The sequence below is a fragment of the Mycobacterium sp. NGS48 genome (genome assembly GCF_059812585.1).
In genome coordinates, this window is record NZ_JCALCY010000003.1 from 418,747 (window position 1) to 430,908 (window position 12,162).

Sequence of the window (12,162 nt, forward strand, 5' to 3'; positions counted from 1 at the left end):
GAGCCGCTGATGGCCACCACGTTCACCGATTCCAAAGCTGACTTGATGCGGCGTGCACAAGACAGCTTGGCCGCCAATGTCGGTGAGTCGGCGTTGTCGACCCGCCAGAAGCTGGCGCTGACCTGCCGCGCCCTGTTCGACCAGGGCCACGATTCAGGGTTGGCCGGACAGATCACCGCTCGCGCGGAGGAGCCGGGCACCTATTACACCCAGCGGCTGGGACTGGGCTTCGACGAGATCACCGACGCCAACCTGCTACTCGTCGACGAGGACCTCAATGTGCTCGACGGCGACGGGATGGCCAACCCCGCCAACCGTTTTCACAGCTGGATCTACCGCGCCCGGCCCGACGTGCAGTGCATCGTCCATACCCACGCCTTCCACGTCGCCGCACTGGCCATGCTGGAGGTTCCGCTGGTGGTGTCCCAGATGGACACCACGCCGCTCTACGATGACTGTGCGTTTCTGGCGGATTGGCCGGGGGTTCCGGTCGGCAACGAGGAGGGCGAGATCATCAGCGCTGCCCTCGGCGACAAAAAGGCCATCCTGCTGGCTCACCACGGCCAGATCGTGGCCGGTGCCAGCGTCGAGGAGGCGTGTTCGCTGGCGGTGCTCATCGAGCGTGCGGCCAAACTGCAGCTGGCCGCCATGTCGGCCGGCGCCATCAAGGACCTACCGGAGAAGCTGGCCCGCGAAGCCCACGACTGGACGCTGCGGCCGGAACGTAGCCGGGCGAATTTCGCCTACTATGCGCGCCGCGCGCTCACGCAACACCCCGATGCCTTGACGAGCTGACCGAAGGAGTCCGCAGTGCCGACAATTCACGGCATCATCGCCTACCCGGTGACTCCGTTCACCGCCGATTTCACGGACCCGATCGACACCACGGCGTTGACCGCGCTGGTCGACCGGTTGGTGCGCGCCGGTGTCCACGCGATTGCCCCGCTCGGTAGCACCGGCGAGCTGGCCTATCTCGACGAAGGCGAGTTCAACACCGTCGTCGACACGACCATCGCCGCCGTCGACGGCCGGGTGCCCGTCGTCGTCGGGGTGTCAGACCTGACCACTGCCAACACGATTCGGCGTGCGCAGGTGGCCGAGAAGGCCGGCGCCGACGCGGTGATGATCCTGCCGGTGTCCTACTGGAAGCTGACCGAGCGCGAGATCGTCACGCACTACCGCAGCATCGGCGAGGCGATCGGAATTCCGATCATGGCCTACAACAACCCGGCCACCAGTGGCATCGACATGAGCCCGGAGCTTTTGGTGCACATGTTCGAGAGCATCGAGAACCTCACGATGGTCAAGGAGTCCACCGGCGACCTGTCCCGGATGCAGCGCATCGCGGAGCTCAGCGGTGGCCGGCTGCCGTTCTACAACGGCAGCAACCCGCTGGTGCTCGACGCGCTGCGGGCTGGCGCCGCCGGATGGTGCACGGCCGCCCCGTGCCTGCGACCGCAGCCATGCATCGACTTGTACGACGCTGTGCGGGCCGGCGATCTGGACAAAGCGCAGAAGATCTACGACGACCTCAAACCGCTGTTGCAGTTCATCGTCGCCGGCGGCCTCGCCACGACCGTCAAGGCCGGATTGGAGCTGCTCGGTGCCGGCGTCGGAGACCCGCGCCGTCCGCTGCTGCCGCTCGACGACGAGGGCCGCGATACGTTGCGCAAACTGCTGCCCGCTTGACAGGAACTCGAACTGGCGTTCGAATGGGGTATGCGGTGGGACACCCAGGGCATCGACGTCGATGACGGCGCGCTGCCCGGTTTGCAGCGGATCGGACTCGTCCGCAGCGTACGGACCCCGCAGTTCGACGGCATCACGTTCCACGAGGTGCTGTGCAAGTCGGCGCTGAACAAGATCGCCAACACCGCTGTCTTGCCGTTCCGGTACACCGTCAACGGCTATCGCGGTTGCTCGCATGCCTGCCGTTACTGTTTTGCCCGGCCCACCCACGAGTATCTGGAATTCAACTGCGGCAACGACTTCGACACCCAGGTCGTCGTCAAGACGAATATCGTCGACGTGCTGCGGAGTGAGCTGCGCCGTAAATCCTGGCGCCGCGAGACCGTCGCCTTGGGTACCAACACCGATCCCTATCAGCGCGCCGAGGGTCGCTATGCGTTGATGCCCGGCATCATCGATGCGCTCGCGGAGTCGGGCACGCCGCTGTCGATCCTGACCAAGGGCACCCTGCTGCGGCGCGACCTGCCGTTGCTCGCCGACGCCGCCGGGCAGATCCCGGTCCGGGTGGCCGTCTCCCTGGCCGTCGGCGATGCCGAGTTGCATGCGGCCGTGGAACCGGGTACTCCCGGGCCTCGGGCGCGGTTGGGGCTGATCGCGGCGATCCGCGATGCCGGCCTGGACTGCCATGTGATGGTGGCGCCGGTACTGCCGCACCTGACCGATTCCGCCGAACAGCTCGACAGCCTGCTGAGCCAGATCGCCGCCGCGGGTGCGACCGGTGTGACGGTGCTGGGCCTGCATCTGCGCGGGTCGACGCGCGGCTGGTTCTTGTCGTGGTTGGCCCGCACCCACCCGGAGCTGCTCGGCCGGTATCGCGAGTTGTACCGGCGCAGCGCCTATCTGCCGCAGCAGTACCGCGACGAGCTGCGAGACCGGGTTACGCCGCTGATCGCCAAATACGGTCTGACCGGTGATCAGCGGCGACTCAATCCCGCACCACCGGGCCTGGCCGCCGAGGCTTTGCAGCCAACGCTGTTCTAGCCGAGTTCTCCCGCCCGGAAGGTGTCGCACTGGTTGGGGTCACCGGTCTGATAGCCGACGGTGAACCAGTGCTGCCGCTGCTCGGACGACCCGTGGGTCCACGACTCGGGGTTGGTGCGCCCGGTCGCCTTGCGTTGAATACGGTCGTCGCCCACCGACGCCGCCGCCGACAGTGCGTCGTCGATGTCCTTGTCGCTCAGCGGCTCCAGGAACGGCACGCCGGTGCTTTCCTGCTTGGTGATCGATGCGTAGTGCGCCCACACCCCGGCATAGCAGTCGGCCTGCAGCTCGGTGCGCACGCCGTTGCCGCCGGAACCCTGCGCGCCCGGCTGGGCGCGGCCGAGTACGCCCTGGAGGTTCTGCACATGGTGGCCGAACTCGTGCGCGACCACGTATTCCTGCGCCAACGGCCCACCGCTGGAACCGAACTGGGTTTTGAGCACGTCGAAGAAGTCGGTGTCGAAATACGCCGTCTTGTCCAGCGGACAGTAGAACGGGCCGACGTCGCTGGTGGCCGCCCCGCAGCCGGTGCTGACCTGGCCGCTGAACAGCCGCACGTGAGGGCGGGTGTAGCCGCGCATCAGCTGCTTCCACACCCCGTCCACCGAGTTGCCGGTGGCCACCACGCGGCACTGCACGTACTTGTTGGCGTCGGCCCCGGTGCGGCAGGTGTTCAAGTCAAAGCCCGGCGCGACGTCCTGGTTGGTGTTCATCGGTTGCTGGCTGAGCACATTGCCCGGATCGACGCCGAGGAACATGGCCACTACCACGATCACCAGCCCGCCCAGACCGCCGCCGATCGCCATCCGCCGACCGCCGCCGCCGGACGACGACGTGGTGCTGGTGTCGATCTGCATACCCTCGTTGAAGGTCATCGCACGCTCCGTTTGCCGCTAGGTCGGGTCGCCGGATCAGCTTTTCACACTACGGTTCGGCGCGCCGGTGGATGACCGCCGCGGGGCTCAGCCCGGGCCGTCGCTGGCGGCGGCCAGCAGCGGTACGACGACGTCGCTGATCGGCGTGGCCAGGCCATGCGTGCGCGCCTTGCGGACGATCACCCCGTTGCGGATATCCCACTCCAGCCGCCGGTGAGCCTCCCGGTCGGCCAGCATCGAGGTGCCCATATCGCTCGGGGCGCGGCGGAACATCTCGACCAGCTCGTCGGCCACGTCGTCGCCGAGGTCGGCGCCCTCGGCGCGGGCCACGGCCAGGCATTCGGCGACGTAGCGGCGACTCAATGCGGCCATGTCGTCGCGCCCGAACATGCCGGACCGCCGGCCGGTCAACACCATCAGCCCGGCCAGCGCATTCACCAGCAGCTTGCGCCAGGCCGCGGTGGTGAAGTCCGGTTCGCAGTCCACCACGCAGCCGGCCTCGCGCAACACCGTGGCGAGCCAGTCCGCGGCCGGTCCGGTGGGCAGCACCAGCCGCGGTTCGGTGCGTAGCCGCACCCACCCGTCCGGATGGGTCTCGGCGCTGTACCAGACGATCCCCGGCACCACCGTTGACGACGGGCAATGCGGCTGTACCTGCTCGACCTGCTCCACCCCGTTCTGCAGCACGGCCACGGTGGTGTGCACATCGCACAAGCGGGCCAGCCAGCCGGCTGCGGCGTCGTTCTGAGTGGCTTTGACCGCCAGGAGGACGATCTGGACGGGGCCGCTGATCTCGCTCGGCTGCGTGTGCACCGGGCCCGGCACCACGATCGGATCGGCGCCGTCGGGCCGCAGTTCGATCCGGTCACGCGGGGTTCGTCCGCACAGCAGTACCCGGTGACCGGCCGCGTGCAGATACGCCGCGACCGTCGTGCCGACAGCACCGGGACCGACAAGGGCAATATCCATGACGAGCGTTGAAATTACCGCCTCTAGACTGGGCTGTCGTTCCCAACCGTTTGCAGAGGAGTAGTTCGTGCTGCGCAGTCACGTCGCCGGTTCGTTGCGTGCCGCCGATGCCGGTCAGAAGGTGACGTTGGCCGGTTGGGTGGCGCGCCGCCGCGACCACGGCGGGGTGATCTTTATCGACCTGCGCGACGCATCCGGCGTGTCTCAGGTGGTGTTCCGCGCGGCTGATGTGCTGGAGCAGGCGCACCGACTGCGCGCCGAATTCTGCATCGCCGTCGAGGGTGTGGTCGAGATCCGTCCGGATGGCAACGCCAACCCGGACATCGCCACCGGCGAGATCGAAGTCAACGCGACGGCGCTGACCGTCCTGGGCGAGTGCGCGCCGCTGCCGTTTCAGCTCGACGAATCCGCCGGCGAGGAGACTCGGCTGAAGTACCGCTACCTCGACCTGCGCCGCGACGGGCCCGGCGGGGCAATCCGGTTGCGCTCCAAGGTGAACGCCGCCGCGCGTGCGGTGCTGGCCGACCACGACTTCGTCGAGATCGAGACACCGACGATGACCCGCTCCACGCCGGAGGGCGCCCGCGACTTCCTGGTTCCGGCCCGGCTGCAGCCGGGCTCGTTCTACGCCCTGCCGCAAAGCCCCCAGCTGTTCAAGCAGCTGCTGATGGTCGCGGGCATGGAGCGCTACTACCAGATCGCCCGCTGCTACCGCGACGAGGATTTCCGCGCCGACCGCCAGCCGGAGTTCACCCAGCTCGACATGGAGATGAGCTTCGCCGACGCCGACGACGTATTGGCGATCTCCGAACAGGTACTCCGGGCGCTGTGGGCGTTGATCGGCTACGACCTGCCGTTGCCGTTGCCGCGGATCAGCTATGCCGAGGCGATGCGGCGGTTCGGCTCCGACAAGCCCGACCTGCGGTTCGGGCTGGAGCTCGTCGAATGCGCAGAGTTCTTCAAAGACACCACCTTTCGGGTGTTCCAGGCCCCGTATGTCGGCGCGGTGGTGATGCCGGGCGGGGCGTCGCAGCCGCGACGGACGCTGGACGGCTGGCAGGACTGGGCCAAGCAGCGCGGGCACAAGGGGCTGGCCTACGTGCTGGTGGGCGAGGACGGCGCGCTGTCCGGCCCGGTGGCCAAGAACCTCGCCGACACCGAACGTGCCGGCCTGGCCGAGTATGTCGGCGCCGGACCCGGCGATTGCATCTTCTTCTCGGCCGGGCCGCCGAAGACCTCGCGCGCGCTGCTGGGCGCGGCCCGCATCGAGATCGCCAAGCGACTGGACCTGATCGACCCGGCCGCCTGGGCGCTGACGTGGGTGGTGGACTTTCCGCTGTTCGAGCCGGCCGACGAGGCCGCCGCAGCCGGCGAGGTTGCCGTCGGCGCCGGCGCCTGGACCGCGGTGCACCACGCGTTCACCGCGCCCAAACCGGAATCGGAGGCCACCTTCGACACCGACCCGGGCAGCGCGCTGGCCGACGCCTACGACATCGTGTGCAACGGCCACGAAATCGGCGGCGGCTCGATTCGTATTCACCGCCGCGACATCCAGGAGCGGGTGTTCGCGATGATGGGCATCGACGCGGCGGAAGCACAGGAGAAATTCGGATTCCTGTTGGACGCCTTTACCTTCGGGGCACCGCCACACGGCGGCATCGCGTTCGGCTGGGACCGCATCACCGCGCTGCTGGCCGACATGGATTCCATCCGGGAAGTCATCGCGTTCCCGAAATCCGGCGGTGGTGTGGACCCGCTGACCGACGCGCCGGCACCGATCACCGCGCAGCAGCGCAAGGAATCCGGGATCGATGCCCGGCCCGAGGATCGAGATCGACGGTAGAGCCGATTTCCGCGCTCATTTGAGCGCTAACGGTCGATTTCGACGAAGCGGATAACGCGGGTCGGGCAAGCTGCGTACATGGACACCAACAACCTGGCTGCTCTCATCCCGTTCGCCGGCACCCTGGGAATCGACGTCGTCGAGGTCACGCCGCAGCGGGTGACCGCCACCATGGATTGGACCGAAGACCGGTGCACCTCGGGCGGGATCATGCACGGGGGAGCGCTGATGGCGTTCGCTGACACGATCGGCGCGCTATGCGCGGTGGCAAACCTTCCGCCGGGAGCAGGCACCGCCACAATTGAGTCGAAAACGAACCTATTCCGGGCCGTGCGCGCGGGCACTGTCACTGCCAATTGCGAGCCACTGCACGTCGGCCGAACCACTATCGTCGCGCAGACCAATCTCACCGACGACCGCGGGAAATTGGTCGCCCAGGTCACCCAGACCCAGGCCGTGCTGACCGGATAGCCGGGCCGTGGCGCCTAATGCGGGATCGCTTTCGACCACAGTTTTCTCAGCGTGGTTCGGACCGGATGCCCCGACCGCAGAATGTTGACCACTTCGGTCGGAAACAGCGCCTGGTTGGGGCCGCATTTGGGCCAGGCCTCGGGTCCTTGCGTCCGCAGAGTTCGTTCAGCGACCGCGATCTGCTGCTCGCGTGAGGCATCCGCCGGCGAGCCGACACCTCCGTTGGCGTCCCAAGTCGACTGCTTGAACTGCAGGCCGCCGTAGAACCCGTTGCCGGTATCGGCCGACCAGTCATTTCCCGACTCGCATTCGGCCACGGCGTCCCAGTTGACCCCTTCGGCGTACGCCACGCCGGTGGCCGGATCAATCACCAGCGAAATGGCGACGACGACGACTGCGCCTTTCATCAATGACTTGCACAACGTTTTCGAAATGGATGCTGCACCGTGATGCGCCATTAACGACATGTAACAAACCATAGTGAAAGTTGTCAACAGCTGAGGCTGAATTCGCTTAGCGAGATACTTGTTGTTCTGGGGTTTAAACGGTAAATCGGTGCAAATGTTGCCGGTGTTATTGCAGTGATATCTGATGCCTGTAGTGGCGCATTTATGTTTTTGTGATTGATGTTACTCAAGTGGTCAGAGTTGTAGGTGTTGTTAGAGTTACATCAGTGGAGCGGCGCAAGCTGGAACTTCAGCCCCGCCCCGCAAATCCGCCGGGCCGTCAGTCCGGCTCGGCGAGGAATTCCTCCACCAGACGTTTGGGCGCCTGTGTCAGCCAAGCTTCGGTGAGCAGTTCGGCCAGCCCGAGCTCGTCGATCTCTGCCAGCCGAACCAGCACCGCCGGGTAGCCGTCGAAATGCGGAGTGGTGAAATACACCTCCGGCTCGTCGTCGATCAGCGCGAACTTGACGCCCTCGTCGGCTACCCGGATACCGAGGATGTCGCCGGCAGGAGGCTCAATACCCGACGCCGCCAATGCCTCTCGGTCGGAGGCACGTAGCGGCCGCTCCCAGGCGACCAGTTTCTTGCCCACCCGCCAATCGTGGGGTGACCGCTCCTCGGCGAGCGGGAGCGCGGCGACGATACCGGCGACGTCGTCCCAGGTGGCCACCCCGTAATTGTGCGCCCGCAAGCTAATGTGCGGATCGTGTTGCACTTGCGGGTGATCGCTCCGCCGGAGTTGCGGGACGACTTGGTGAAGCTGCTCGAGCGCGAACCCGGCGTCGCGCACATCGCGCTGCACAAGCAGGCGGGCATCGACCCGGCCGGCGATTTGCTCACCGCCGATATCGCCCGGGAAGTGGCCAACGACGTCGTCGAGCGGCTCAAGACGCTGGGGCTGGCCGATCGCGGGGCGATCACCATGGAGGCCATCGACACCGTGGTGTCCAAGGCCGCCTACCGGGCCGAGAAGAAAGCGCCGGGTGATCCCGCCGACGCGCTGGTCTGGGAGGAGCTCATCGGGCGCACCCGCGAGGAGTCCACGCTCAACCTCACGTTCCTGTTGTTTTTGTGCCTGGCCTGCCTGATCGCCGCGATCGGGGTGATCACCGACTCGACGGTGACGGTGGTCGGCGCGATGGTGGTCGGCCCGGAGTTCGGTCCGTTGGCGGCGCTCTCGGTGGCGCTGGTACGGCGGCGGATGGACCTGGCCCGGCGCGCGTCTACCGCGCTGGCCGTCGGGTTTCCGCTGGCGATGGTGGTGACCGCGATCGCCACGCTGGCCGGCGAGGCGGTCGGCTGGGTGGATCTGGGCAACCTGCGGGAGCCCCGACACGTCGACTTCATCTTTCAGGTCGGCCCGTTGTCGGTGGTGGTCGCGCTACTGGCCGGCGCCGCCGGCATGCTGTCGCTGGTGTCCGCGAAGTCGGCGGCGCTGGTCGGAGTGTTCATTTCGGTCACCACGGTCCCCGCCGCCGGATTTGCGGTGGTGGCGGCCACCACCGGCGATTGGGATGTGGTCGCAAAATCGGTCGCGCAGTTGGCGATCAACTTGGTCTGCATCACGGTGGCCGGCGTACTGGTGCTGACCGTGCGGCGCGGCGGCACCGCAAGTCGGCTGCGGCGTTCTTAGGATCGCTCGGGTGACCGACCGCTACGGAACCGACGTTCTCGCCGACGACCCGCACCGATCACGACGAATCCGCTCGGTCGAGCTGCCGGTGGAGCTGGGCATGGTCGTGGAAGACGCGCAGACCGGCTACGTGGGCGCCGTGGTGCGTGTCGAATACGGGCGCATGGACCTCGAGGACCGGAATGGTCGCCGTCAAGGCTTCCCGGTGGGCCCGGGCTACTTGATCGACGGCAAGCCGGTGATCCTGACCGCGCCGCGTCGCCACGCACCCAAGGCCGCGGCGCGTACGGCGTCGGGTTCGGTGGCGCTTGCCGGCGCCCAGGCCAAGGTGGCGTCGGCCGGCCGGATCTACGTCGAGGGCCGCCACGACGCCGAGCTCGTCGAGCAGGTCTGGGGTGACGACCTGCGGGTCGAGGGCGTGGTGGTCGAGTATCTCGGCGGCGTCGATGACCTCGTCGGTGTCGTCAAGGAGTTCCGCCCCGGCCCGACGCGGCGGCTGGGCGTGCTGGTCGACCATCTGGTGCCCGGCTCCAAGGAGGCCCGGCTGGCCGCAGCCGTCCATCGGGGACCCGGTGGCCCGCACACGCTGGTGGTCGGCCATCCCTTCGTCGACATCTGGCAGGCCGTCAAACCGAACCGGCTGGGCTTGTCCGAGTGGCCCGTCATACCGCGCAGCGTGGACTGGAAGCACGGCATCTGCCAGGCGCTGGGCTGGCCGCACACCAGCCAAGCCGACATCGCCGCGGCGTGGCGGCGCATCCGTAGCCGGGTGCGGGACTGGCAGAATCTCGAGTCGGCGCTGATCGGCCGGGTCGAGGAGCTGATCGACTTTGTGACCCAGCCGCAGGTCAGCTGAGCGGAGCTACCTGCCCGCCGGAGAGGCGTCGATAGGTGTAGGTCTGGATGAGCGTCGCCAACGGGCCGGCCACCAGCAGACCCACGGCGCAAATCACCGTTCCGACCAGCAGCACCGCGTACTGCACCAGCCAGGACAGCAGTGCGCCGCCGACGTTGTTCTTGGCCGTGCCGATGCTGGCCTTCAACCCGCCGACAGGTGAGAGGGACCGGTCGACGACGAACGCGACGGCGAACTGGGCGAGGAATCCGACGATGACGCCCGGGACGACGAGCAGCGCCAAACCGACCGCGGTGACGACACCGACCAGCAGAGCGGTGAGGATCATCGCGCCGAAATTGCGCGGCTTGAAGAACGATCCGACGCTCACCGGCTTGCCGTCGGCGATGTCGAGACAGCCGGAGAGGAAAGCGGCCTGGATGAACATCGACAGCGTGAAGAAGACGAGGTAGCCAATGATCATGACCACGATCGAGGTGGCAGTGAGCGATCCGGTGACCGAGGTGTCGTAGTACCCGTCGCCGCTGACGGTCACCGTGTCGGTATCGGCGGTGGCGAAGATCAGCGCCACCAGGACACCGCCGAGCACCATCAGCAGCAAAATGTAGAGCAAGGTCGAAATGATCAGCGGGCCGGCGTTCTGGCTGAACTTGTTCCACGCCCAGTTGAACGCATCGCCGACGTCGAATCCCTGGTGCGGCGGCGGGTAGCCGCCCGGCTGCGGATAGCCGGGCGGGGTAGGTGCATAGCCGGGCGGAGCTCCAGGGGGCGGGGGCGGGGGTGCCCCGTAACCGGGAGGTGCCCCGTAGCCCTGGGGCGGCCCGGAGCCGGGTGGTGGATAGCCGGGGTTTGCGCCCGGCGGGTCGGTCGGGCTGCCGGGGTGCTCCGGGGGGCCGCTCATCTGCCGCTCCTAGCTGGTGGGCTGAAGTATCGCGTCCGCCGAACGTAACAACTATTCGTGCTCACCGCCGAGAACGCGCCGTCGACGGCGACGTGGTATGCCTGAGTTCGTGTCCGACGGTCTGTTCGACGTCCCGGCGAGTCTTACCGAACCCGCTCACGACGGGTCGGCCGCTGCGCCGCTGGCGGTGCGTATGCGGCCGGCAACCCTCGACGAGGTGGTCGGTCAGGATCACCTGTTGCAATCCGGTTCGCCGCTGCGCCGACTGGTCGAGGGCTCGGGCGTGGCCTCGGCCATCCTCTACGGTCCGCCGGGCAGCGGGAAGACCACGCTGGCGGCGTTGATCTCGCAGGCCACCGGCCGACGGTTCGAAGCGCTTTCGGCGCTGTCGGCCGGCGTGAAGGAAGTCCGGGCGGTGATCGATCTGGCGCGCCGGGCCGCCGCGCACGACCAGCAGACTGTGCTGTTCATCGACGAGGTGCACAGGTTCTCCAAGACGCAGCAGGACGCGCTGCTCTCAGCTGTGGAGAACCGGGTGGTGCTGCTGGTGGCGGCGACCACCGAAAACCCGTCGTTCTCGGTGGTGGCGCCGCTGCTGTCGCGCTCGTTGATCCTGCAGCTGCGGCCTCTTTCCACCGACGACATCCGCGCTGTGGTGCAGCGCGCGATAGAGGACCCGCGCGGTATGAACGGTCGCGTCGACGTGGCCGCTGATGCCGTCGAGTTACTGGTGCGGCTGGCCGCCGGCGACGCCCGCCGCGCGCTGACGGCGCTGGAGGTGGCGGCCGAGGCGGGGGAGCGGGTCAGCGTCGAGACGATCGAGCAGTCCCTGGACGAGGCCGCTGTCCGCTACGACCGCGACGGCGACCAGCACTACGACGTCATCAGCGCGTTCATCAAATCGGTGCGCGGCTCCGACGTCGACGCCGCGCTGCACTACCTGGCGCGGATGCTGGTCGCCGGCGAGGACCCGCGGTTCATCGCCCGCCGGCTGATGATCCTGGCGAGCGAGGACATCGGAATGGCCGACCCGACCGCACTGCAGACCGCCGTCGCCGCGGCGCAGACCGTCCAGCTGATCGGCATGCCCGAAGCCCAGTTGACCCTCGCGCATGCCACCGTGCACCTGGCCACCGCACCCAAGTCGAACGCGGTGACCACCGCACTGGGCGCGGCGATGGCCGACATCAAGGCCGGCAAGGCCGGCCTGGTGCCGCCGCATCTGCGTGATGGCCACTATTCGGGTGCCGCCGCGCTGGGCAATGCCCAGGGCTACAAATACTCCCATGACCATCCGGATGGCGTTGTCGCGCAGCAGTATCCGCCGAACGAAATAGTCGGTTCGGACTACTACCGCCCGACCGGGCGCGGCGGCGAACGCGATATCGCGGGCCGGCTGGACAGGCTGCGCGCGATCATCCGCGGCAAGCGCGGCTAG

13 protein-coding genes are annotated in these 12,162 nt (G+C 67.5%); 8 read left to right on the forward strand and 5 right to left on the reverse strand.

Annotated elements, in window-relative coordinates; translation table 11 throughout:
* Positions 1–9: 9 nt before the first annotated feature.
* Genes AC5Y42_RS08870 through AC5Y42_RS08880 form a run of 3 tightly spaced genes read left to right on the forward strand, consistent with a single transcriptional unit; the run spans position 10 to position 2,730 of the window.
* Positions 10–795, forward strand: coding sequence for an aldolase (locus tag AC5Y42_RS08870; RefSeq protein ID WP_499897396.1), 786 nt, complete (start codon positions 10–12; stop codon positions 793–795).
* 15 nt (positions 796–810) lie between these two features.
* Positions 811–1,689 carry a dihydrodipicolinate synthase family protein gene (locus AC5Y42_RS08875; protein ID WP_499897398.1) on the forward strand — a complete coding sequence of 293 codons (879 nt, stop codon included), beginning with the start codon at positions 811–813 and terminating at the stop codon, positions 1,687–1,689.
* Between the two features lie 30 nt (positions 1,690–1,719).
* Complete coding sequence (locus tag AC5Y42_RS08880; RefSeq protein WP_499897400.1) at positions 1,720–2,730, forward strand: Rv2578c family radical SAM protein; 1,011 nt, start codon at positions 1,720–1,722, stop codon at positions 2,728–2,730.
* Here AC5Y42_RS08880 and ypfJ read toward each other — a convergent pair.
* Together ypfJ and AC5Y42_RS08890 are read right to left on the reverse strand one after the other, a co-directional pair.
* Positions 2,727–3,605, reverse strand: coding sequence for a KPN_02809 family neutral zinc metallopeptidase (gene ypfJ / locus AC5Y42_RS08885; RefSeq protein ID WP_499897402.1), 879 nt, complete (start codon positions 3,603–3,605; stop codon positions 2,727–2,729). The genes AC5Y42_RS08880 and ypfJ overlap by 4 nt on opposite strands.
* Positions 3,606–3,692: 87 nt before the next feature.
* A complete protein-coding gene (locus AC5Y42_RS08890; RefSeq protein WP_499897404.1) occupies positions 3,693–4,574 on the reverse strand; it encodes an oxidoreductase in 882 nt (293 codons plus the stop codon).
* Positions 4,575–4,641: 67 nt separating this feature from the next.
* Here AC5Y42_RS08890 and aspS point away from each other — a divergent pair, with 67 nt between their 5' ends.
* Together aspS and AC5Y42_RS08900 are read left to right on the forward strand one after the other, a co-directional pair.
* On the forward strand, positions 4,642–6,417 hold the full coding sequence (gene aspS / locus AC5Y42_RS08895) for an aspartate--tRNA ligase (RefSeq protein ID WP_499897406.1): 1,776 nt from the start codon (positions 4,642–4,644) through the stop codon (positions 6,415–6,417).
* A 78-nt stretch (positions 6,418–6,495) separates the two neighbouring features.
* Entirely contained in the window at positions 6,496–6,888 is a 393-nt protein-coding gene (locus tag AC5Y42_RS08900; RefSeq protein ID WP_499897407.1) for a PaaI family thioesterase, read from the forward strand.
* Between the two features lie 14 nt (positions 6,889–6,902).
* Here AC5Y42_RS08900 and AC5Y42_RS08905 read toward each other — a convergent pair whose 3' ends face one another.
* Together AC5Y42_RS08905 and AC5Y42_RS08910 are read right to left on the reverse strand one after the other, a co-directional pair.
* A complete protein-coding gene (locus AC5Y42_RS08905; RefSeq protein ID WP_499897408.1) occupies positions 6,903–7,295 on the reverse strand; it encodes a transglycosylase family protein in 393 nt (130 codons plus the stop codon).
* Positions 7,296–7,614: 319 nt separating this feature from the next.
* Positions 7,615–8,004: an MmcQ/YjbR family DNA-binding protein gene (locus tag AC5Y42_RS08910; RefSeq protein ID WP_499897412.1), complete on the reverse strand. Its 390-nt coding sequence runs from the start codon at positions 8,002–8,004 to the stop codon at positions 7,615–7,617.
* 36 nt (positions 8,005–8,040) lie between these two features.
* Between AC5Y42_RS08910 and AC5Y42_RS08915 the strand changes: the two genes are divergently transcribed.
* Positions 8,041–8,967, forward strand: a complete 927-nt coding sequence (locus AC5Y42_RS08915; RefSeq protein WP_499897588.1) for a TIGR00341 family protein — start codon at positions 8,041–8,043, stop codon at positions 8,965–8,967.
* Between the two features lie 10 nt (positions 8,968–8,977).
* On the forward strand, positions 8,978–9,823 hold the full coding sequence (locus AC5Y42_RS08920) for a DUF3097 domain-containing protein (RefSeq protein ID WP_499897414.1): 846 nt from the start codon (positions 8,978–8,980) through the stop codon (positions 9,821–9,823).
* On the opposite strand, the gene AC5Y42_RS08925 is transcribed toward AC5Y42_RS08920, so the two are convergent.
* The gene (locus tag AC5Y42_RS08925; protein WP_499897416.1) at positions 9,816–10,724 is read right to left on the reverse strand and encodes a hypothetical protein; all 909 of its coding nucleotides are present in this window, start codon (positions 10,722–10,724) and stop codon (positions 9,816–9,818) included. The genes AC5Y42_RS08920 and AC5Y42_RS08925 overlap by 8 nt on opposite strands.
* 97 nt (positions 10,725–10,821) lie before the next feature.
* On the opposite strand from AC5Y42_RS08925, the gene AC5Y42_RS08930 reads away from it, so the two are divergent.
* Complete coding sequence (locus AC5Y42_RS08930; RefSeq protein WP_499897417.1) at positions 10,822–12,162, forward strand: replication-associated recombination protein A; 1,341 nt, start codon at positions 10,822–10,824, stop codon at positions 12,160–12,162.